The organism is Streptomyces sp. NPDC047917, assembly GCF_043204345.1.
In the GTDB taxonomy this organism is placed as follows: Bacteria; Actinomycetota; Actinomycetes; order Streptomycetales; family Streptomycetaceae; genus Streptomyces; species Streptomyces sanglieri.
In genome coordinates, this window is the sequence record NZ_JBIDCA010000011.1 from 272,312 (window position 1) to 293,728 (window position 21,417).

The 21,417-nt window shown below is 73.4% G+C and carries 19 protein-coding genes; 6 read left to right on the top strand and 13 right to left on the bottom strand.

Features of this window, described 5'->3' with window-relative positions; translation table 11 throughout:
- Positions 1–205: 205 nt before the first annotated feature.
- From secD to ACGF8B_RS27200, 6 genes are all read right to left on the bottom strand, one after another.
- The gene (gene secD, locus ACGF8B_RS27175) at positions 206–2,590 is read right to left on the bottom strand and encodes a protein translocase subunit SecD (protein ID WP_392743527.1); all 2,385 of its coding nucleotides are present in this window, start codon (positions 2,588–2,590) and stop codon (positions 206–208) included.
- A 57-nt stretch (positions 2,591–2,647) separates the two neighbouring features.
- On the bottom strand, positions 2,648–3,199 hold the full coding sequence (locus ACGF8B_RS27180) for a hypothetical protein (RefSeq protein ID WP_392743530.1): 552 nt from the start codon (positions 3,197–3,199) through the stop codon (positions 2,648–2,650).
- Positions 3,200–3,228: 29 nt separating this feature from the next.
- Positions 3,229–4,053 carry a rod shape-determining protein MreC gene (locus ACGF8B_RS27185; protein WP_392743532.1) on the bottom strand — a complete coding sequence of 275 codons (825 nt, stop codon included), beginning with the start codon at positions 4,051–4,053 and terminating at the stop codon, positions 3,229–3,231.
- Between the two features lie 144 nt (positions 4,054–4,197).
- A complete protein-coding gene (gene ligA / locus ACGF8B_RS27190; RefSeq protein WP_392743535.1) occupies positions 4,198–6,315 on the bottom strand; it encodes an NAD-dependent DNA ligase LigA in 2,118 nt (705 codons plus the stop codon).
- 27 nt (positions 6,316–6,342) lie between these two features.
- On the bottom strand, positions 6,343–8,421 hold the full coding sequence (locus tag ACGF8B_RS27195) for an alkaline phosphatase family protein (protein WP_392743846.1): 2,079 nt from the start codon (positions 8,419–8,421) through the stop codon (positions 6,343–6,345).
- 128 nt (positions 8,422–8,549) lie between these two features.
- Positions 8,550–8,963: a hypothetical protein gene (locus ACGF8B_RS27200; protein ID WP_392743537.1), complete on the bottom strand. Its 414-nt coding sequence runs from the start codon at positions 8,961–8,963 to the stop codon at positions 8,550–8,552.
- A gap of 189 nt (positions 8,964–9,152) precedes the next feature.
- On the opposite strand from ACGF8B_RS27200, the gene ACGF8B_RS27205 reads away from it, so the two are divergent.
- Together ACGF8B_RS27205 and ACGF8B_RS27210 are read left to right on the top strand one after the other, a co-directional pair.
- A complete protein-coding gene (locus ACGF8B_RS27205) occupies positions 9,153–9,935 on the top strand; it encodes an MBL fold metallo-hydrolase (protein WP_392743540.1) in 783 nt (260 codons plus the stop codon).
- The gene (locus ACGF8B_RS27210) at positions 9,932–10,552 is read left to right on the top strand and encodes a DedA family protein (protein WP_392743543.1); all 621 of its coding nucleotides are present in this window, start codon (positions 9,932–9,934) and stop codon (positions 10,550–10,552) included. The genes ACGF8B_RS27205 and ACGF8B_RS27210 overlap by 4 nt, the downstream gene beginning before the upstream one ends.
- On the opposite strand, the gene ACGF8B_RS27215 is transcribed toward ACGF8B_RS27210, so the two are convergent.
- The 4 genes from ACGF8B_RS27215 to ACGF8B_RS27230 form a co-directional block, all read right to left on the bottom strand.
- Positions 10,542–11,606 (bottom strand): MBL fold metallo-hydrolase, encoded by a 1,065-nt coding sequence (locus ACGF8B_RS27215; protein ID WP_392743546.1) that lies wholly within the window; start codon positions 11,604–11,606, stop codon positions 10,542–10,544. The two genes, ACGF8B_RS27210 and ACGF8B_RS27215, sit on opposite strands and share 11 nt — an antisense overlap.
- A 25-nt stretch (positions 11,607–11,631) precedes the next feature.
- Entirely contained in the window at positions 11,632–12,891 is a 1,260-nt protein-coding gene (locus ACGF8B_RS27220; RefSeq protein WP_392743549.1) for an aminotransferase class I/II-fold pyridoxal phosphate-dependent enzyme, read from the bottom strand.
- Between the two features lie 121 nt (positions 12,892–13,012).
- The gene (locus tag ACGF8B_RS27225) at positions 13,013–13,864 is read right to left on the bottom strand and encodes an SMP-30/gluconolactonase/LRE family protein (protein ID WP_392743552.1); all 852 of its coding nucleotides are present in this window, start codon (positions 13,862–13,864) and stop codon (positions 13,013–13,015) included.
- A gap of 114 nt (positions 13,865–13,978) precedes the next feature.
- Positions 13,979–14,872: a helix-turn-helix transcriptional regulator gene (locus ACGF8B_RS27230; RefSeq protein ID WP_392743555.1), complete on the bottom strand. Its 894-nt coding sequence runs from the start codon at positions 14,870–14,872 to the stop codon at positions 13,979–13,981.
- A gap of 222 nt (positions 14,873–15,094) precedes the next feature.
- On the opposite strand from ACGF8B_RS27230, the gene ACGF8B_RS27235 reads away from it, so the two are divergent.
- On the top strand, positions 15,095–15,946 hold the full coding sequence (locus ACGF8B_RS27235; RefSeq protein WP_392743557.1) for an aldo/keto reductase: 852 nt from the start codon (positions 15,095–15,097) through the stop codon (positions 15,944–15,946).
- Positions 15,947–15,996: 50 nt separating this feature from the next.
- Here ACGF8B_RS27235 and ACGF8B_RS27240 read toward each other — a convergent pair whose 3' ends face one another.
- Positions 15,997–16,374: a TIGR03086 family metal-binding protein gene (locus tag ACGF8B_RS27240; protein ID WP_392743559.1), complete on the bottom strand. Its 378-nt coding sequence runs from the start codon at positions 16,372–16,374 to the stop codon at positions 15,997–15,999.
- 159 nt (positions 16,375–16,533) lie between these two features.
- Between ACGF8B_RS27240 and ACGF8B_RS27245 the strand changes: the two genes are divergently transcribed.
- Together ACGF8B_RS27245 and ACGF8B_RS27250 are read left to right on the top strand one after the other, a co-directional pair.
- Positions 16,534–17,343, top strand: coding sequence for a methyltransferase domain-containing protein (locus ACGF8B_RS27245; protein ID WP_392743561.1), 810 nt, complete (start codon positions 16,534–16,536; stop codon positions 17,341–17,343).
- A gap of 61 nt (positions 17,344–17,404) precedes the next feature.
- Positions 17,405–17,761 carry a VOC family protein gene (locus tag ACGF8B_RS27250; protein ID WP_342285977.1) on the top strand — a complete coding sequence of 119 codons (357 nt, stop codon included), beginning with the start codon at positions 17,405–17,407 and terminating at the stop codon, positions 17,759–17,761.
- Positions 17,762–17,788: 27 nt separating this feature from the next.
- Here the strand turns inward: ACGF8B_RS27250 and ACGF8B_RS27255 are convergent, their stop codons facing one another.
- The gene (locus tag ACGF8B_RS27255) at positions 17,789–19,759 is read right to left on the bottom strand and encodes a DUF5107 domain-containing protein (RefSeq protein ID WP_392743564.1); all 1,971 of its coding nucleotides are present in this window, start codon (positions 19,757–19,759) and stop codon (positions 17,789–17,791) included.
- Between the two features lie 254 nt (positions 19,760–20,013).
- Here ACGF8B_RS27255 and ACGF8B_RS27260 point away from each other — a divergent pair, with 254 nt between their 5' ends.
- Positions 20,014–20,355 carry a DUF6204 family protein gene (locus ACGF8B_RS27260; protein WP_392743567.1) on the top strand — a complete coding sequence of 114 codons (342 nt, stop codon included), beginning with the start codon at positions 20,014–20,016 and terminating at the stop codon, positions 20,353–20,355.
- A gap of 75 nt (positions 20,356–20,430) precedes the next feature.
- On the opposite strand, the gene ACGF8B_RS27265 is transcribed toward ACGF8B_RS27260, so the two are convergent.
- A complete protein-coding gene (locus ACGF8B_RS27265; protein ID WP_392743569.1) occupies positions 20,431–21,144 on the bottom strand; it encodes a hypothetical protein in 714 nt (237 codons plus the stop codon).
- Positions 21,145–21,417: the final 273 nt, after the last annotated feature.

Consider the following 21,417-nt stretch of genomic DNA (forward strand, 5'->3'; position numbering starts at 1 on the left):
GGCGCTCCTCCCGTCCCGCCGAACCGGGAGGAGCACCGGCCGCCGGCGCCTGTCCGGCGGATCAGGGCCGGACCCGGTCCTGGGGCCTCTCGCCCGGATCACGCCGGACTCGCGTGCCCCCGTACCTGATCCGGCCTCATCCGCCCCGACCCGGCCCCTGTCGGCCCTGACCCGTACCGACCCGTCCTGATCCGGATGAAAGACCCTAGACGCGTGCCCCGTTGTCGAGCGGGTCGCGGCGCGCCGTTCTCGTACCGGAGCGGCGGCCGGGCGCCCGCTTGCGGGCAGGTGGCGGGGCCTTGCTGCTCCGTTCCAGGACGAGGGCGGCCGGGACCGCGGTCATCACCGAGGAGTACGTGCCGACGCAGATGCCGATCAGCAGGGCCAGCGCGAAGTCCGCGAGCGAGTCACCACCCAGCACGGCGAGGGCGGTGAGGATGAAGAGGGCTCCCATTCCGGTGTTGAGCGTTCTCGGGACGGTCTGCAGGACGGCCCGGTTGGCGACTTCGGCGACGGGCTGACGGCGGGCCTTCGCCCACAGTTCCCGCACCCGGTCGAAGACCACCACCGAGTCGTTGACCGAGTATCCGATGACGGTGAGGAGCGCGGCCAGGAAGATGCCGTCGATGGTTCGTCCCAGCCAGGCGAAGGCGCCGACCAGGACGATGACGTCGTGGACGAGCGCCCCGACCGAGGCCACCGCGAACGTCCAGCGGAACCTGACGGCCAGATAGGCCAGCTGGACGAGGACGGCGATGCCGAGCGCGATCAGGGCGTTGCGCCGGAGTTCGTCGCCGAGGCTGGGGCCGATGAGTTCGTCGCGGACCTTGGTGGTCTTGCCGCCCTCCGCCGCGAGGGCGGCGCGCAGGGCGTGTTCGCCGTCGTTGTCGAGCTTCCCGGTCCGTACGGAGAGGTCGCCCGCGCCCGCCGTGGTGACCTCGGCGTCGCCGAAGCCCGCGCCGGCCAGGGCGGTCCGGGCCCGTTCCACGTCGACGGGGCGGCTGGTCGAGTACTCGACGAGCCGGCCGCCGGTGAATTCGACTCCCAGGTTGACGCCGCGTACGAGGATGCCGAGGACGGCGACGGCGACCAGTGCCGAGGAGATCAGCAGCCAGCGGCGCGGGGACCGCATCAGCTGGGGGTTACGGCGGGTCAGCCAGGTGCGCACCCGGCCCGGGCCGGAGATGCCGTTGACGCCCCGGTAGTCGCTGACGAACCGGGAGCCCGCGGCGGTCTCGGTGAGTGCGCGGGCGATGACGAGCGCGGAGAACATGGAGGCCAGCACGCCGATGGCGAGGGTGACCCCGAAGCCCTTCACCGGCCCCGAACCGAGGAAGAAGAGCAGTCCGGCCGCGATCAGCGTCGTCACGTTGGAGTCGGCGACCGCGCTCCAGGCGCCGCGGAACCCGGCGGTCAGCGAGGAGCGCAGCGACCTGCCCGGATGCTGGGTGTGCTCCTCCCTGGCCCGTTCGAAGACCAGCACGTTGGCGTCTACCGCCATCCCGATGGCCAGGACGAATCCGGCGAGGCCCGGAAGGGTGAGGGTGACACCGAGGGCGACCAGGGCCGCATAGGAGATCAGTCCGTAGGCGGCGAGCGCGACGGCGGCCAGTGCGCCGAAGAGCCGGTACACGACGGTGATGAAGAGCGCGGTGGCGGCGGCGCCGATGAGGGCGGCCCGGGCGCTGGCGTCGATGGCGGCGGCGCCGAGCGTCGGGCCGACGGTCCGCTGCTCGACGATCTCGACGGGGAGCGGCAGGGCGCCGCCCTTGATCAGCAGGGCCAGCTCGCGGGCCTCGTCCGCGCTGAAGGATCCGGTGATCTGGGTGGAGCCGGAGGGCAGGCCGGCGTTGCAGCCGACGGAGGGCGAGACCTGCGGCGAGGAGATGATCTGCTGGTCGAGGACGATGGCGACGCGGCGCCGGTCGTCCTGGACCGGGTGGCAGGCGGCTTCCCCGGTCAGCCGGGTCCAGTCCCGGCCCGCCGCCTTGTGGAAGTCGAGGGAGACGGTCCAGCCGGCACCCTGCTGGGTGTCGAACGCGGCGGTGGCGTCCTTGACGCCGGCGCCGGAGAGCCTGACCGGGCCGAGGTCGAGTGCGCGGCCCTGTTCATCGGGGAGCGTCGGCCCGGCGCCGGGGCTTCGGCCGGGATCGGGTTCGGTGCCGGGCCGGGATCCGGGTTCGGTGCCGGGCCGGGGTCCGGACTCGCTGTCCGCTCCGTCGCTGTTCTGGGTGGCGGCGGGGCCCTGGACGGCGTGGAAGCTGAGCTGGGCGGTTCTGCCGATGACCTCGGCGGCCTTGCGCGGGTCCTGGACGTCCGGGAGTTCGACGATGATCCGGTCCTCGCCGGAGCGGGTCAGCGTGGGTTCGGCGACGCCGAGGGAGTCGATGCGCTGGCGGAGCACCTCCAGGGTGCGGTCGGTGCTGTCCCGGTCCGCCTTCGCGGTGTCCGAGTCCTTGGCCTGGAGCACCATTCTGGTGCCGCCCTGAAGATCGAGGCCGAGTCTGGGTGACATGGTCAGCGTGATGAGCACGGAGACGAGCAGCACGGCCGCAGCCAGAACCGCTCGCACCGTGGTGGCGCGAGTCATGGGTTTCCTCCGAGGGGGCGCCGGGCGCCCTCACCTCGGCGAGGACGGGACGGCGGTTCAGCGGGACGGGACCGGTGACAGGACCGGTGGCCGGTGAACGGCCGTCCACGGAGGCCCGCGTACGCCGGGGAGCATGACGCGGGAGCGGTCGGTGGCACGAGGGGGTGCGGCGGGGACTCGGGGGTGCGGGCGGCGGGGCGCCCGGCTGCCGGGCGCGCCCGGCAGCAGGAGCAGGTCGGGGGCGGGCGGCGGCAGGTGGTGCGCGGTGCGGGCCTGGTCGCTGCCGGCCCTGGGCTGGGGACGGGGCGTGGGCGGCGGCTGGGAGCGGTGGTGATCGGTGGCCGTGGCGGTGCGGCTGCGCCGGGTGTCGTGGAAGGTGCCGGTGCGGGCGGTCCGGTCGGTGTGCTGGGTGGGCTGATGCGCGCCGGGTGTGTACGCGGCGGAGGGGGGCACCCCGGCGGACGGCCGGGCTGTGAGCACGGATCCGGCGGCTGCGGGGGTGGAGCCGGTGACGGTGAGAACGGCGAGGAGGAGCGCGGCGAGGAGCAGCCTGGCCGCACGCGCGGTGCCGGAGTATGCCGGGGCGCCCGGCCGTGCCCTCGGGGGCACCTTCCCCGGGGGCGGCCCCGGGAGGGGGGTCACCCGGTCTCGCCGGTCGGGGCCGGGGCCGTGCCGGCCCGGCGGAGTACGGAGCTGAGGAGCAGACCGGCGCCGCGTACGACCGCGGTCGCGGGGTCGTCGGCGGGACGGACCGGGACGCCGAGGCGGACCGCGATCCCACCGGTGATGTCGGGGCGGGCGGCGCCGCCCCCGGTCAGCAACGGGCCCTTGCGCAGGGCCCCGAGAACGGCACCGTGCCGGTCCTGCTTCCACATCTCCGTGATCATGTCCAGCACGGTGCGGACGACGGCGGTGGGCGGCCGGGCCGGGTCGAGGTCGTCGAGCCCGGTCTCGGCCTGGCGGGCGTCGCGGACCTGCCCGTCGACGAGCACGGTCGCCTCGGTCAGCCCGGCACCGATGTCGACGACGAGCAGCGGCCCGCCGGTCCGCGGCCCGGCGCATGCGGCGGCGGCCCTCGCACTGTCGACGGCGATGACGGTCGTCGGCCCCAGACCCGCGATCAGTTCCGCCGCCTCGGCGCGGTGCCGGGCCCCGGCGAGAACGGGGTGGCTGACCACGATCACGGTGCCGGTGCGGTCCGTACCCAGTGCCGTGTCGGCGATGCGGCCGAGCAGCCGGCCGCAGGACTCGGGGTCGACGATGCGCCCCCGCCGGACCGGGCGGCCGGGCCCGGACTCCGTACCGGAGTCGTCGCGGACGTCGGTGTCGGCCAGGACGCCGTGTCCGGGCACCCAGACACGGGTACGGGAGCTGCCGAGATCGAGGGCCAGGCCACGGGTGACACCCCGGTGGCCCCGGCGGACGGACGGGCCGAGGCGTCGTTCCTCGTGCAGAGAACGCATCGTCCCTCCTCCGCCCAGCTGCCGCAGCCACGCATGCCACCCATGGACCCGCTGATAGCGAGGCATGGCCGAGCCCTCACTATGCAATAGGGAGGCAAAGAAAGCCACTCCCGGGCAAAATCCAAGGGCCGGGCCTGTCGTGCGTCACACCTGCGACGGCAGGAAGACGGCGACCAGCTCGGCGAACTCGTCCGGTGCGGCGATCCGGACACCGAGGTCCTCGGCCTTGGTGCGCTTGGATCCGGCCTTCTCCCCGGCGACCAGGAGCGAGGTGCGCTTGGAGACGCTGGACGAGGACTTCCCGCCGGCCCGCTCGACCAGCTCGTTCATCTCGTTCCGGGAGAGCTTCTCCAGTGCGCCGGTCATGGCTCCCGTGACCACCACGGTCATCCCCTCCAGCGGCAGGCCGTTGCCCGCTCCGTCCTCGTCCCCGTCGGTGGCAGCTGCTTCCGTGCTCTCCTCCCCCGGCTCGGGCGGCGGCGTCGCGCCGGGCTCCGTCATGTTCACCCCGGCGGCCACCAGCTTCTCGATCAGCGGGGCCAGCTCCACCAGCTCCGCGACGACGCCCGCCGCCTTCTCCTTGCCGATGCCGTCGACCCGCTGGAGCTCCTCGGCGTCGGCCGCCCTGATCCGGTCCATGTCCGCGAAGTACCGGGCGATGCGCCGTGACATGGAGCGCCCGGTGCCGCGTACGCCGAGCGCGCAGAAGACCCGGGACAGCGGCTGGGTCCGGGCCGTCGCGATGGCGGCCAGGAGGTTGTCGGTGCTGGTCTCGCCCATCCGTTCCAGGCCCAGCAGCTGATCCCGGTCGAGGGTGAACAGGTCGGCGAAGTCGGCCACCAGACCCGCGTCGACGAGCTGGACGACACGGGTCGTGCCGAGGCCCTCGATGTCGAGCTGGTCACGGCCGGCCGCGTACGAGACGGAGGCGACGAGCCGGCAGTCCCGGCCGCGGACGCAGCGCCAGCGCTGCTCGCTGGTGTCTATCCCGGAGCCGCACTGCGGGCAGGTTTCGGGGAAGTCGATGGGCTTCTCGTCGCCGGTGCGCAGATGGGCGACGGGGGCCTCGATCCGGGGGATGATGTCGCCCGCCTTGTAGACCATCACCCGGTCGCCCAGGCGCAGATCGCGGCGGGTGATGTCGGCGGGGTTGTGCAGCGTGGCGTAGCCGACGGTCGAGCCGTCGATCTCGACCGGCTCCAGCACGGCGCGCGGCGCGATGATCCCGGTCCGGCCCACGTTCCATTCGACGGCCAGGAGCCGGGTGACCTTCTCGACGGCCGGGAGCTTGTACGCGATGGCCCAGCGCGGCGCCCTGGTGCCGGAGCCGGCCTCGCGCCGGTCGGCGGCGAGGTCGGCCTTGATCACGATGCCGTCGATGCCGAACGGCAACGTGGCGCGCAGGGCAGCGACTTCCTCGACCCGGCTCTGCACCTCCTCGACGGTGGCGACGGTGCGGGGCGCGACGTCCGTGTCGGCCGCGGTGTGCACGCCGAGCCCGGCGACGTAGGAGAGGACCTCGCTGTGCGGGAGTCCGGCGAGCCGGTCGGTCAGCTCGCCGGAGTCGGGCAGCGGCAGGGCGCCGTAGGCGAAGAACGTCATCTCCACCGTGTAGGCGCGGTCCTTGGCGCGGAGGGTGCCCGCCGCGCCGTTCCTCGGGTTGGCGAAGGGGGCGCCGCCGTGTTCGGTCCGTACGGCGTTGGCCTGCTCGAACTGCTCGGTGGTCATGAGGATCTCGCCGCGCATCTCGATCGTCACCGGCTCGGCGAGCTGCTCGGGCAGGCCCACCACGGTGCCGATCGCATGCGAGACGTCCTCGCCCGCGGTGCCGTCGCCCCGGGTGATCAGCTGTTCCAGGCGGCCCGCCCGGTAGCGCGCCGCGACGGCGAGACCGTCGAGCTTCGGCTCCACGCTCCAGGCGGCGACGGGGCGGCCTATCCGGCGCTCCAGCGACGCCGTCCAGGTGACGAACTGTTCGGCCGAGAAGACGTTGTCCAGGGACAGCATCGGAACGGTGTGCGGCACGTCCCCGGTCGCGGCGCCGCCCGCCACCTTGCCGGTCGGGGAGGCGTCCAGCATCTCGTCCGGGTGTTCCTGTTCGTATGCGGCGATCCCCCGCACCAGCCGGTCGTAGGCGTCGTCGTCGAGCGTGCTCTCGCCCGTGGCGTAGTACGCGGCGGCGGCCCGCGACGCCTCATCGACGGCGGCGGCGTAGGCGGCGGTGTCGGCGAGCACAACAGCTGAGTTCGTCATGGCCCCCATCCTGCCGCCCACCACTGACAACGGCCCTCAGTCGGCTGCCCGGACCGTTCCTTCCGGCTCGTCGGTTCCTTCCGGCTCGTCGGTGCCGTGCGCCGCGCCCGGCGGCGGCAGCGGAATCTGCGGGCCCGAGCACTCCCGCAGCCAGCGCCGCAGCACGTCGTGCACCTGTTCGGCACCGACCAGTTCCGTGCCCGGGGCCACCGGCGCGGACAGCTCGGACGGCCACAGCAGGAACGGTCTGGACTGCTCGCCGCCCAGGCCGCCGTGCGAGCCGATCTGTTCCTCGAAGGCGTGCACACAGCCCGTGGCGCCGTCGTACATCGAGTTGACCATGATGTCGGCGACGTGGGGGAAGGTGTCGGTACGGCGCACCGCCGCGGCGGCCCCGGGGCCGAACGGGGCCAGCGGCCCCTCCCCGTCCACCAGCTCCGACACCGGGATCTGCGCGCCGCCGCGGCCCAGCACCACTGATCCGTGCCGCTCGCTGCGGACCAGCAGGAAGCCGATGCCGGGGTGGTTGGCGAGGGTGCCGAGCAGGGCGGGGTGACTGACGTCGAGCTGTTCGCGGGAGGCGCGCCCCGCGATGTCGGGGAAGGAGATCAGGCCGAGGTTCCCGGAGGCGAGGACCACCGGGTCGGACGGTTTCGCGAGGAGCTCCGCAGCGACCTCGCCGACCGGCCGGTGCAGGGCGGTGCGTACCGCGTCACGCGCCTCCGAGCCGCTGCGGGTGCGCTGTGCCCGGCGGGACACCGGCAGCCCGCAGCCGGCCCGGACCAGGTCCTTGAGGGTCAGCCCGTACGTCCCGGCGAAGGTCTCCCCGGGGCTCTGCCCGTGGTCGGAGAGCAGCACGATCCGGTAGGTACGCGGGGTGTGTTCGGCGACCTTGGCGATCAGGGCGAGCGAGCGGTCCAGGCGGGCGAGCACCTTCTCCGCGTCGTGGCTGTCGGGTCCGGAGTGGTGCGCCACCTCGTCGTAGGCGACCAGGTCTGCGTAGACGGCGGTCCGGCCGGCGAACATGTCCCCGATGACGGCGGAGACCACCACATCGCGTTCGACGACGGTCGCGAAGGCCCTGATGAAGGGGTACAGACCGCCGCGCTTGATCCGGGGCGTGACCTTCCGCATCCGCGCCCGGGTCGACTGACCGATCTCCCGGCAGACCTCGGCGACGAACGAGAGCGCGGTGCGCACGGCGTTGGCCGGGTCGGAGAAGTACGCGAAGTATCCGGCCCGGGAGCGGCGGCCCTTGCCGAACCGGGCCGCCATGGACAGGACGAGCGCCAGCTGGTCGGCGCCGCCGCTGAAGAGGTTGCCCCGGCTGGCGCCGTCCAGGGTGAGCAGTCCGCCGTCGTGGGTGCGCGCGATGGCCCTGCGCTGGAGTTCGAGGGCGCTGGCGGGTCTGCTGGAGACCATGACGTCGCCGGTCTCCTTCTCGTACCAGCGGAAGGCGGGGACGTCGTGGTTGCTGCCGTGCAGGATGCCGAGCTGGCTGGCCCCGGTCTGGCTGGACCAGTCGGTGCGCCACGGGGTGAGCCGGTGCCCCTCCTTGTCGGCCAGCCACTGCGCGACGGTCGGCATCAGCCCTTCGCCGGCGGCGCGGGCGAGCACGTCGTGCCCGACGCCGTCGAGCTGGATGAAGACGGTGCCCGGCGGTCCGCTGCGGCCGCTGTCCGTGCCGGTGCGGCGCCGGCGGCGGACGGCCAGCCGGGAGAGCCTGCGCCGGTAGGCGTTGTCGTCGCGGACGGCGAGCGCGGTGGAGGTGGCCGAGGCGACGGCGGACATCGCGGCCGCGACGACGACGGCCGTCTCCGGGTTGGCGGCGCCGCGCCCGTCCGGGATGAGCCGCAGGGCGAGCAGCAGCAGCGAGCCGTTCAGGAAGAAGACGAGCAGCCCGAGGACCAGTGCGGGCACGATGAGCAGCGCCCGCACCACGACGGGCCAGACCAGTGCGGAGAGCAGACCGAACGCGCCGGCGCCCCAGGCCGCGGTGAAAGCGATCTTGGTTATGCTGTCGCCGTCGTCCGACTGGAGCTGGAAGTCCGGCAGAATCCCGGCGAGCACCAGCATCGTGAGCGTCGAGACCGCCCAGACCACGACCACTCGCATCAGGGCGCTGCCGGCTGCTCGCCATCGCCCGTCTCTCACGCCTTGTCCACCTCACGTCCGGCCCCACCGTTCCGGGCCTCGGCCCCCAGCCTTTCACAGCGGGGCCGAGAACCTCCGGGACCGGACGGTCAGCAGCCGTCGTAGCCGGCGGTCGGCATGGAGAGTCTGCGGTGCACACTCGCCTTGGTACGGGCGGTGTACGGCGGCTCGTCCAGCCCGGCGAGCTCCAGGCGCACGCCGCGCCGCTCGCACTCCGCGGCGAACTCCGGCACCGAGGTGAGGGCCCGTGCCAGCACGCGGTCGTTGGCGGCGACGAAGAGTTCGACGTCGCCGCTCTCGACGTCGGTCCACAGGGCGTGGTGGTCGGGGCGCAGTCCGTAGAGCCGCAGCTGCCGGGTGACGACGTAGCCCTTGTCCGCGGCCCAGCGGGCGCACATGTCCTGCTGGCTGCGGGTGTCCACGAGGAACGGGTCGCTGTCGAGCTCTTCCAGCGGTGTGAGACTGGCGATGGCCGCCACCCTCACGTCCGTCACGTCCCCCATGGCCGTTCCCCCCGTGCTAGGCGTATCGGCGACCCTACCCTCCGCTCCGCCGCGCAAAAAGGCGCGTGCCGGGACCGGAAGGGGTCGGAAGGAGTGCGGGGCGCGGGCCCCGGACACCTGTGCGCCCCCAGCCCTTAGGCTCGATGCCGGGGACAGGGTTCGAGGAGCCCGGGAACGAGGAGGGATCGCGTGCCGGTGGAAGTCACCTGGTGGGGTCATGCCACCTGCACGATCGAGGACTCCGGGGTCCGGGTGCTGACCGATCCGCTCTTCGTGCGGCGGATGGCACATCTGCGGCGCCGCCGCGGTGAGCTGCCCGGTCCCGAGGCGACGGTCGCGGACGTCGTGCTCGTCTCGCACCTGCACTCCGACCATCTGCATCTGCCGTCCCTGGCCAGGCTCGCCCCCGGCAGCAGGCTGATCGTGCCGGCAGGCGCGGTGCGCGCGGTGCCGGGGCTGCGGGTGCTGCGTTCGATGCGCGGGCTGCGGATCACCGAGGTCGGCGCGGGCGACGAGGTCCGGGTCGGCGAGGTGCGGGTGCGGGCGGTTCCCGCGCTGCACGACGGCAGGCGGCTGCCGATGGGCCCGCATCGCTCCCCCGCGCTGGGCTTCGTGGTCGAGGGCGAGGCACGGACGTACTTCGCCGGGGACACCGGGCTCTTCGACGACATGGCCGGGGCCGTCGGCCCGGTGGACGTGGCGCTGCTGCCGGTCGGCGGCTGGGGCCCGTATCTGGGCCACGGTCATCTGGACGCGGGCCGGGCGGCGCAGGCGCTGACCCGGCTGGCACCGAGGTCGGCCGTGCCGGTGCACTACGGCACGTACTGGCCGATCGGCATGGACGGGGTCAGGCCGCACGAGTTCCACGCGCCGGGTGACGAGTTCGTCCGCAAGGCGGCGCTGCTGGCGCCGGAGGTGTCGGTGCACCGGCTTTCCCACGGCGAGCACGTGCGGCCGGAGGCCGCCAGGTGATCCATCAGGTCGTGGGGCAGTTGCCCCCGGAGTCGACGCAGCAGGCGGTCGGCTATCCGTCGCTGTTCCTGCTGGTGGCACTGGGGGCACTGGTGCCCGTGGTGCCCACGGGCGCGCTGGTGAGTTCGGCCGCGGTGGTGGCGCTGCATCAGTCGTCGCCGTTCTCGCTGCTGATCGTCTTCGCGGTGGCCTCGGCCGCGGCGTTCCTCGGTGACGTCTGTCTGTACTGGCTCGGCCGGCGCGGGGTGCGGTCGAAGAACGGCTCGAAGTGGCTGCGGACGATACGGGACCGGGCGGCTCCGGAGCGGCTGGCGCAGGCGCAGCGGAAGCTGGACGAGCACGGTGCGATGGTGCTGGTGCTGTCCAGGCTGGTGCCCGCCGGGCGGATTCCGGTGATGCTGGCGTGCCTGCTGGGCCGGATGCCGCTGCGGCGGTTCGCCCGTGGCGATGTGCCGGCGTGTCTGGCGTGGGCGGCGACGTACCAGCTGATCGGGATCCTGGGCGGTTCGCTCTTTCCCGAGCCGTGGCAGGGGGTGGTCGCGGCGGTGGGTCTGACGCTGCTGGTCAGCGGGGGGCCCGCGGTGTGGCGCAGGGCCCGGGCAAGGTTCAGCCACTGATCGTGCGGGGTGCCGGTTCCAGTACCCGCGAGCCGCCGATCGGCAGGTCCCAGAGCCGGTCGCGTGGGTGTCCGGCCCGTTGCCAGGCGGTACGCAGCCGGGTCAGCGGTTCGAGCACCGGTTCCGCGGAGAGCAGGAAGGTGGCCCAGTGCATCGGCGCCATCGCCCGGGCGCCGAGGTCCTCGTACGCCTGCACGGCCTCCTCGGGATCGGTGTGCACGTCGCCGAGCCACCAGCGCGGTTCGTACGCGCCGATCGGCAGGAGGGTCAGGTCGATCCCGGGGTACCGGCTGCCGATCTCGCCGAACCAGTGCCCGTAGCCGGTGTCCCCGGCGAAGTGGATCCGCTGTGCGTCGGGGCCGGGGGCGGTGATGATCCAGCCGCCCCAGAGGGAGTGGCAGGTGTCGGTGAGGGTCCGCTTGGACCAGTGATGGGCCGGTACGAAGTCGAAGCGGACCCCGTCGAGCTCGGCCGATTCCCACCAGTCGAGTTCGGTGACACAGGTGAAGCGGCGCCGGCGGCACCAGCGGCCGAGTCCGGCCGGGACCAGGAGCGGGGTGTCCCTGGGCAGTCTGCGCAGGGTGGGGGCGTCGAGGTGGTCGTAGTGGTTGTGGCTGATCACGACGGCGTCCACGGGCGGCAGGTCTTCCCAGCGGACGCCGACCGGGGTGATCCTGGCCGGGGTCCCGAGGATGCGGCGGGACCAGACGGGGTCGGCGAGGACGGTCAGTCCGCCGGTGCGGATGATCCAGCTGGCGTGCCCGGCCCAGGTGACGGACGCGGTGCCGTCGGAGGTGGCCGGCAGGGGTCCGGGGGCGTACGGGAGGCGGTCGATGCCCCGCAGGCCCTCCGCGCTGGGCCGCAGGGCGCGCTCACGGGCCAGCCGGGACATGCCCATGACACCCGGGAGGGGGGCGGTGAGCCGGTCCGCGAAGCTCCTGGGCCAGGTCCGGACCTCGCCGAGCGGACGCGGTGCGACGATCCGGCCGTGAGGGGCGTGGCGCGGCTGCGGCTGTGCGGTCCCGGCGCGGGAGCGCTCGGTCTGTTCCGTCATCGGGAGACTCCCGTCTGGCAGTTCCTCAGCGGAGTTCGTCGAGGGCCGTTGCGAAAATGCTCAGGGCCTCGGCCACATGCGGCAATTCCAGGGGCGCCACAGCGGTGAGGGACTCCAGTTGCTGCTGCGGGGTCGACCCCAGCAGCGTCCCGGTGCCCAGCCGTACCCGCAGCGCCCCCAGTTCGTCGCCGAACCGGTGCCCGCCCGGCGTCGGCGCGCCGAGACGCTCCGTCAGGTACTCCTCCAGTTCCAGCGAGTCCGTGACGCCGCGGCCCGCCAGCCGGGATCTGAGCGGGCCGAGATCGGCGTAGAGATGGCGTCCGGCCTGCGGGGGCCTGGCCAGCGCGCCTGCCGCCAGGACCGCGCGGTGGGCCGCGGCGGCGATCCTCGCCTGGAACGCGGCGGCCCGGCGGGCCCGGTCCGTCACGGCCTCCGGTTCGCGCAGCGCGTGGGCGGCGGCCATGGCGACCGGCCCCGCGACGAGCGCGCCGAGCGCGGTGAGGATGTCGAGCGTACGGGCGTGGCGCACCGCCGCCCGTTCGGTGTCCGGGAACCGGGCGACCGCGACCGGCCAGGCGGACGGGGTCAGCGCGCCGGCGAGATCGCAGACGACCGTGACGTCGTCGGGGCACATCTCGGCCGGGCTGAGCAGGACCGTGTCGTGCGGCCGGTGCAGGGTGTCGCGCCAGGTCTCGTCGCTGACGACGTGCAGTCCCTCGGCGACCGCCGCCTCGCAGGCCTCGCGGACCAGCTCCGGCGGGGCGACGGTGGCGGTCGGGTCGTCGACGACGGAGATCAGCAGCAGCCGGGGCCTGCCGCCCTCGGCACGGACCCTGCGCACGGTCTCCAGCAGCGCGTACGGGTCGGGCACGCCACCGCACTCGGCGGGGGTCGGCACGTGGTAGGCGGGCCTGCCGAGCAGCCGGGCCTGCGGGATCCAGGTGGCGGGGCAGGGGCGCGGCATGAGTACGTCGCCGCCGTGCGCGGCGATCAGCGCGAGCAGCAGCGGCGAGGCGCCCGGGGCCGCGGCGATGCGCTCCGGGCCGCCGGGCAGCCCGCGCCGCTCCCAGTAGGCGGCCGCGGCGGTGCGCAGGGCGGCTCCGCCACCGGTCGGTTCGGGTTCGCCGCGGCCCGCCGCCGCGGCGAGCACCTCGGCCAGCTCGGGCAGCACCGGCAGCCCCGGATCGGGGGCGGGCGGCCCGTACCGAACGGGGCCGCGGTCCTCACGTACGGAACGCACGCCGCCCCGGGACCGTCCGGGCCGCTCGGTCCGCTGCCGCGCCATCCGGGCCTCCTTCGCCGCCGCCCCGTCACCCTGTCGCGCCGTCTCGCACTCAGGGCCCTTTATACGAGGGTTCGGCCGACCGCGCTTGCCGGCGGAGCGGCGGGGCTCCGATGACGCGGGATCAGCCGGCGAAGGGCGTACCGGGCAGTCCGCGCCCCGCGCCGGGCAGCACCAGCAGTGAACCGGACAGCGGGTGCGGGGCGGTGAGCCCGGTGCGGGCGGTGGAGATGTACAGATCGTCGAGGTCCCGGCCGCCGAAGGCGCAGGCGGTCGGGCGCCGGACCGGCACCGGGACGATCCGGTCCAGGGCGCCGTCGGGCGTGTACCGGCGCACCGCGGCGCCGTCCCACAGGGCGGCCCAGACGGCCCCTTCGGCGTCGACCGTCAGCCCGTCGGGGAAGCCGGCGCCCTCCTCGACGGTGGCGAACGGGCGCCGGTTCACGGCGTGTTCCCCGTCGAAGTCGAAGACGTCGATCCGGCGCGTCGGTGTGTCGATGAAGTACATCAGCGACCCGTCGGGGCTCCAGCCGATGCCGTTGCCGCACGCCACGACGGGCAGCACCGCGCTCACCGCGCCGTCGGCCGCGACACGGACGAGGCTGCCGCCGTCCGGGGCACCGTCGTAGCGCATGCTGCCCGCCCACAGGGATCCGTCCGGCGCGACCGCCGCGTCGTTGCCGCGCCGGCCCGGCACCGGGTCACGGACCAGCCAGCGGAAGGCGCCGTCGGCGTCGTACAGGCCGATGCCGTCGCGGAGATTGACCACGAGTCCGCCGCCGGTGCGCGGTTTGGCGGCCCCGACGTGCTGTTCGGTCGCCATCACCGTACGGCGGCCGCTCACCGGCTCGTAGGTGTGCACGCGCGCGGAGTCGATGTCGACCCAGATCAGCCGGCCGGTGGCCGCGTCCCACGTCGGTCCCTCGCCGAGTTCGGCCTGCTCATGCACGGCCACGTCCAGGTGCGGTGCTCTCACTTCTGCCTCTCACGCCGGAATGTCGCACACACACTAGAACACCCGCTGCCGCGTGGCATTCGGCGTCCGCCCCGTCCTGGCACCGGCAGAGTCCGGGGCGGTGTGAGCGGACGGTCAGCTCGGCGGGGGCGCCGTGTTCCGCTCCGTGGCGACCGGTGCGGTCATGTCGAGCAGGAGCAGGGCGTCGTGGTCGGGGCTGCCGGGTTCGGCGGTGTAGACGCCGATGCGTTGGCCGGGGGTGCCTTCCACGTGCAAGGGCTGTGACGTGAGGGTGAGCGTGCCGACCTGCGGGTGCCGGAACGTCTTGCCGGCGGGCTTGCGTCCGGTCACTTCGTAGCGCTCCCAGAGGCCCGCGAACTCGGGGCTCTTGAGGAGGAGTTCACCGACGAGCCGGGTGAGGTCGGGGGCGTCGGGAGCGGTCCCGGCGGTGGCGCGCAGACGGGCGACGCAGGCGGTGATCCGGCGGTCCCGGTCGGTGAACAGCTCGCGGGCGGCCGGGTGCAGGAACAGACAGCGCGCGAGGTTTCGCTGCTTTACGGGCCAGTCGTCCAAGCCCGCGTACAGGGCGAGACCGCCGGGGTTCCAGGCGAGCATGTCCATGCTGCGGCTGATCACATAGGCCGGGTAGGGACGCAGGGAATCGAGCAGCAGTTTGAGGTGGGGTCGTACGGTGCGGCCGGGCGCGGGCCGTGGCTCGGGGATGTAGCGGGCGGCCCGGGCGGCGAGCTCGCTCAGGTGCTGGTGCTCCTGGTCGTCCATGTGCAGGGCGCGGGCGAGGGCGTCGAGGACGGCGGGGCTGGGGCGGGTCTCCTTGCCCCGCTCCAGACGCACGTAGTAGTCGATGCCGACGCCGGCGAGGGTGGCCAGCTCCTCACGGCGCAGGCCGGGGGTGCGGCGGATTCCCGCGCCGACGGTGAGGCCGACGTGTCCGGGGCGGGTCTGGGTGCGGCGGGCGCGCAGGTAGCGGCCCAGCTCGGCGCCTTCGCTCCGCACGCTCTCGGTTGCCATGACTCCGGTCTCCCCCGCGCCGGGCCCGGTGCGCGGGCGCGAGGGGGCCCTGTCATTACCCCGAAGAGCCCGCATTACCCCGAAGAGCCCGCCCTGCCGCATCGGCGCGATCCGCGCGACGGTGGACGAGGAAGACGCCGACGCGCCGGATCCCGCCGGTGGCCCCGGCGGGCACGACCTGCCGGGCCGGGCGAGAGTGAGAGTGCCGGGCGAGAACACCCCATGCAGTACGTGACCTTGAACAACGGCGTCGAGATGCCGCTGCTCGGCTTCGGCGTCTACCAGATCCCCGCCGAGGACACCGAACGCGCCGTCTCCGAAGCCCTCGCCACCGGCTACCGGCTGCTGGACACCGCGGCCGCCTACGGCAACGAAAAGGCCGTGGGCCGGGCCGTCAGATCCAGCGGCATCGCCCGCGAGGACCTGTTCATCACCACCAAACTGTGGGTCCAGGACGCCCCTGCCGAGGACAACACCAAGCGCGCGTTCGAGGCGTCGCTGGAGAAGCTGGGCCTGGACCACCTCGACCTGTACCTGATGCACCAGCCCTTCGGCGATGTCTACGGCCAGTGGCGTGCCATGGAAGCCCTGAACCGGGAGCACCTCGTGAAGGCGATCGGTGTCGCCAACTTCTACCCCGACCGGCTCCTCGATCTGATCATCGACAACGAGGTCACCCCGGCGGTCAACCAGATCGAGACCCACCCCTTCTTCCAGCGCGCCGACTACCAGGAGCTCATGCGTGAGCACGGCGTGCGGATCCAGTCCTGGGGCGGATTCGCCGAGGGCAGGAACGACCTGTTCACCAACCCGCTGCTGGCCGGGATCGGCAAGGAGCACGGCAAGTCGGTCGCGCAGGTCGTGCTGCGCCGGCTCACCCAGCGCGGCGTCGTCGCCATCCCCAAGTCGGTACGTGCCGAGCGCATGACAGAGAACTTCGATGTCTTCGACTTCCGGCTCGCCGACGAGCAGATGGCCCGGGTCGCCACGCTCGACACCGGTGCTTCGCTGTTCTTCGACCACCACGACCCCGAGATCGTCACCTGGCTGGCCGAACGTCGCGTGGATGCCTGACCCGGGAGGGGCGAGCAGCCGCTGACCGCACGGTCCGCCGCTCGCCCCTCTCACTTCCCCCCACCCACGTGCGAGCGCGCGGCGTCGGCGGCGGTGTCCCCGTACGAGAGGTCCACCGTCCGCTCCAGGGCCTCCGGCGCCTCGAACGCCCCGCGCGCCCCGGCGGCCGCCCGGTCCCACGCGGCCACGGGGTCCTCGCCCAGCACATCGCCGGCGAAGGCGCAGCCAGCCTCGGCGACGGTGCGGCCCCCGGTGACCAGCGGCGGCACCCAGAGCTGTTCGGAGGTCAGATGGGCGACCAGGTCCCGGACGGCCCATCCGGCGCACGGAGTGGGGGCGGACCACTGGTCCTCGCGCACCGCTTGCACCCGGTCGGTGAAGAGCCGGAGCGCCTCGCCGTGGCGTTCGCTCACGGAGACGGATGCCATACGTCCGCTCTTCCCGGCCCGGCGCCCGGACGTGAGCGGAAGTTGACCACATATCAAGACGCGTATCTCATAATTCGACACCACGGCGTACGGTGACGGTACCGATCAGCGCTTCGCGGCCCGCGGTCGCGGCCGCGTTCCGAGAAAGGATCCACGGCCATGCCGAAGGAGACCGCCGTCTACACCCACGGCCACCACGAGTCGGTGCTGCGCTCGCACCGCTGGCGCACCGCCGCCAACTCCGCGGCCTATCTGCTCGACGAGCTCCGCCCCGGTCTGACCGTGCTGGACGTCGGGTGCGGTCCGGGCACCATCACCGCGGATCTGGCCGCGCTGGTGGCTCCCGGCAGGGTGACCGCCGTCGACACCACCGAGGAGATCCTGTCCGCGGCGGCCGAGGTCGCGGCCGGACGCGGCCTGGACAACGTCGAGTTCACCACTGCCGATGTGCACGCGCTGGACTTCCCCGACGACTCCTTCGACGTCGTCCATGCCCACCAGGTCCTCCAGCACGTGGGCGACCCGGTGCAGGCGCTGCGCGAGATGCGGCGCGTCTGCCGCCCCGGCGGCGTCGTCGCGGCCCGCGACAGCGACTACGCGGCGATGGCCTGGTACCCGGAGGTTCCCGGCCTGGACCAGTGGCTGGACCTCTACCGCCGGGTGGCCCGCGCCAACGGCGGCGAGCCCGACGCGGGCCGCCGGCTGCTCTCCTGGGCCCGCCGGGCCGGTTTCACCGACATCACCCCGACCGCCGCCAACTGGTGCTTCGCCACCCCGGAGAGCAGGGCCTGGTGGAACGGCCTGTGGGCGGACCGCACGGTCGGTTCGGTGTACGCGAAGCTCGCCGTCGAGGGCGGCAGTGCGAGCACCGGGGAACTGGCGGAGATCGCCGCGGCATGGCGCGAGTGGGGCGCGGCGGACGACGCCTGGTTCATGGTCCCGCACGGCGAGGTGCTCTGCCGGGCCTGAGCACACCGCCCCCGCGCCGAATCGATCACATGCCCCGGTGTCGCCAACTACCCTTGCACGCATGGACATTCTGGGAACCACGCTGCGTATCTGCGTCGACGACCTGGAGGCCGCGGTGGCCTTCTACGAGGACCTCACGGGCAGTTCGGCGCTCCGTTTCGAGCGCGGTGGGGTCTCGGTCGCCGCGATCAGCTGCTTTCTCCTGATGAGCGGCCCGGAGTCGGAGCTGGAGATTCTGCGCAAGGTGACGGCGACGATCGCGGTCAAGGACGTCGACGACGCGCACGCCTCCCTCAGCCGGGTCGGCGCCCGGATCATCGCGGGTCCGGTGCCGACGCCGGTCGGCCGCAATCTGATCGCGGTGCACCCGGACGGCTCGGTCTTCGAGTACGTGGACCGGGTGCCGTCCGGCGGGTGAGGGCCGGACGGCTCCGGTGCGGCCCCGTCAGCGCTCGGGGCGCATCCGGAAGTTGTACCGGTCGGGCAGCGGCTCGTCCGTGATCCCGGCCCACACCTCGTCCAGGATCTGCGCGCCCTCACGCAGGTCCTCGACCTCGAAGCCCTCGTCGAAGACGGCGCGGGCGGCGGCCGGGTCGTCCTCGGCGGTCAGCAGCTGGGCCTCCAGCAGGCGGAACCGGCCGCGCTGCCGGATCGCCGGAGGCAGGGCGGCCCAGACGGACCGGGCCGCCGCGGGGCGCCCGGCCGTCAGCAGCGCCTCCAGCGCCTCCCGGCCCAGCGCCGCCGCGGCCGCCGTCCAGCCCTCGTCCTCGTCGCGGGGCTCCGCGCACAGGTCGTCGAACGCCTCGCCGTAGAGATCCGCGGCCCGGTCCCGCTGCCGGCCCTCCTCGGCGGCGACCGCGAGGCACCGCAGCAACGGCCAGCGGGACGGGGCGAGCGCCAGTCCGCGTTCCCAGCTGCGGACCGCCTGGGCCCGGTCGCCGGCATGCCACTGGGCGATGCCCAGGTGGTATTCGGTGAGGGGTTCGGCGGGGGCCGTCTCCAGCATGTCGCGCCAGTGCGGGGAGACCATGGAAGGGCCGGGCGGGGCCGCCCGGCGCGGCTCGGGGAAGGTGCCCTGGTCCAGCAACTCCAGCCAGGGCCGCTGCTGTTCACCGAGGGTGGATTCGGCGAACGGGGTGCCGGGGAGTTCGTACTTGCCCCGCCTGACCTCCAGCGCGCCCCAGCCCGATCCGGTGGCGAGCGACTCACCGGGTTCGGTGTCGGCGAAGGGGCGCCAGGCGGCGTGGGCGGCCTCGACATCGGCCCGCGGCAGCGCCTCGGCAAGCCGACGCTCGGTCTCGGCGCGGGCCGCCGCCCAGTCCTCGCCGTGCACGGCGAGCGGGTCCGCGGACAGCGGCCCGTACGACTCCAGCCAGCTGAACTCGGCGCCCGGTTCGAGGGGGACGTGCTCCAGCTGGGTGCGGGCGAGTCCGGCCTGGATCTCGGCGTATCCGACGGTGCCGGGCTCGGTCAGCCACTCCTGCCAGCGCCGCCCGCCCGCGCCGGCGCCCCAGAGGAACAGCTTGCGGCCGCGCAGCAGATCGGTCGACGTCTGGACGAGCCCGTGGCCGTTCTCGTCGAGCGAGGCTATCCAGCGCCGGGCGCCGTCGGGCACCTCGTAGAAGTAGTCGGCGGGGAACTCGCCGCGCAGCGGGTACGTCCGGTCGACGGAACCGGACACCGGGACCGGAACCCGGGTCAGGGTCCGTTCGTACCCGAAGTGCCAGGCCTCGTCCGCGGGGGCGAGGACGCGGGTGCGTTCCCCTTCGGGGACGGCGATGTTGGACCACCAGTACACCGGCGCGGTGTGTTCGTGCGGATTGCGGATCCGTACGCCCACGTGCAGGAAGTCGGAGTCCTCCGGCAGCCACAGGTCCACCTGGAACGGCAGGTCGCGCAGCCGTTCCCACTCCCAGAGGCGGACCATCTCGCCTCCGTCGGGCGCGGGGACCCGGGCCGCGTGGAGCGGGGCGCAGGACAGCGCGGTGTGGCCCGTGGCGCCGATGTTCCATTCGATGCCGCCGGAGAACCAGGCGCCGTTGAGCGCGAAGTCGGCGGGCTGCAGCACGGGGTTGCGGTAGAGGAGTTCCCGGCCGGTCGGCTTGTGGTGGAGGGAGTGGACGCGGCCGCCGAGACCGGGCAGCACGGTGGCCCGCAGCCGGTCGTTCTCGATGACGATCGCGTCGAGTGCGGTGGGGGTGCGCTCGCGCCCGTAGCCGTCGAGGATGCGCGTGGGCAGCACGGTGGACAGTGGTTGAAAGCCGATCTGACGTGCCATGTCGCGTGGCAGCGCGGCCCGGTCGCGTTCGTCGACCACATGGGTCTCGTCGAGCGGCCGCAGCGCGGGCAGCGGATTCTCCGGGCCCAGCGGCCCGGCGGGCAGAGTCAGTACGGTACGTCGCACGGTCGTGGCCAAGGCAACCTCGCTCCCTCGCGCGGGCCGCCACAGGTCCGGGCGCCCCCCCGATGACCATGGAACACGCTCGACAACACCCTGGCCAGGGGCTTCGCCGTCAGACTTCGGCAAATACCCGGTGGAGGCGGTCCCCGGGGTCCGCCTGCGGAAAATTCGGGTGCGCATCGCTCACACCGCCGTAGCCTTGGCCCTCGACGGGGATCGGTGGCAGTGGCCGGTGTGGCCTGCCCGAACGGAACGCGGAGCGGAACACGATGAGCACGCAGCACACCTACCGAGTGATCGTGCGCGGCACCTGGGACGGTCTGACGGACGAGGCCGGTGCCCGGCTGCTGTCCGAGGTCGACGATCACGGCCTGAGTGCGATGCAGTTCACCGAGGAGGGTTCGCTCACGTACGACCGCGTGCTCAAGCACTTCAGCTTCCGGTACGTCGTCGTCTGCGACGCCGAGGACGGCGAGGAGATGGCGGCCGCGATCGCCGAGGACCGCGCCGAGACCTGCCTCGACGGGCGCGGGTACGGGCATGGCGCACTGCGGTCCACGGTGACGGACATGGACACCATGAAGATCAACTACAAGGGGCGGCGCGGGTAGGGCCTTCCGCCGAACCGACGGCCGGGGTCTTCTGCCGAACTGCCGTCGCCGCCCGCAGGACGGCACGTGTACGGGCTACCGGGCGGCGCCGGAGGCGGCGCGGCCTGTCGCGGTGCGGCTGCCGCCGGAACGGTAGGCCGGCCTCGGTGTCCGGAACCGTCCTCCTGATCGCGGTGACACGGGCGTCGCGGGTGGTGGTGACGCGAGTGCGCCCTCGGCGGTACGGCGTGGGGAACGGTGGTCCTGGATCCAGGCCCTGAGGAATCCGACCCCGTGGGCCCAGGCGTCCTCGCACCGGGACAGGGCGGCCGGAGTGATGGCGAGCACGGCCACCGGCCGGCCGGGGCGTGCGCCGCCCCGCTCGACGCGGGTGGTGGCGGTGATCCCCCGGTCCAGGGTGAGGACGCCGTCGAGCGTCCCCGCCGGGTTCTCTCCCCCGGGATGCCAGGACCAGTCGGGTGCGTGGGGAAACGCGCGCGGTGCGATGCTTCCGGTCGCGCTCGTGGTGGTCAGGGAGTGGAGAGCGGCGAGCCATCGGTCGGGAGAGCATCGCTGTGCGGCGATCCGCAGCACTCCGGTGTCGGACGTGATGGTGACGCTCCCCCGGTATCCGGGATGCGCGGCCGACCGGGGAGCGTCGAAGCGCAGACCGATCGTGGTCGAGGGGCCGCACAGGTCGAGGGTGGCACCGCACTGCACGCCGGGCCGGTCCATACGCAACGCGTCGAGCATCTGCTGCCAGATGCCGGATGCGGCCAGGGCCGGGGAGAGGTCGTGGCAGGTGAACATGTCAGCGCTCCTTGCGACTGTGCTTGCCGTGAGCCCGGCGGGCGGGACGCAGCGGCTGGGATCGTGTCGTGTGGGGTACGCGCGCCCGGCCGCACGCCCCGTGCCCGTCCGAGCCGGTCCGGCCATCGGCCCGGGCTCACGGCGACATCTCCCGCCATGAAGATCACGAATGATGCAACGAACATCGTGCCGAAACGTTACGTCCGCGCCCCGCCAAGCGATCAGCGTCCCGGGGAAAGCGGGCGAGGTCGTGCGCGGGTTCATCTTGACGAG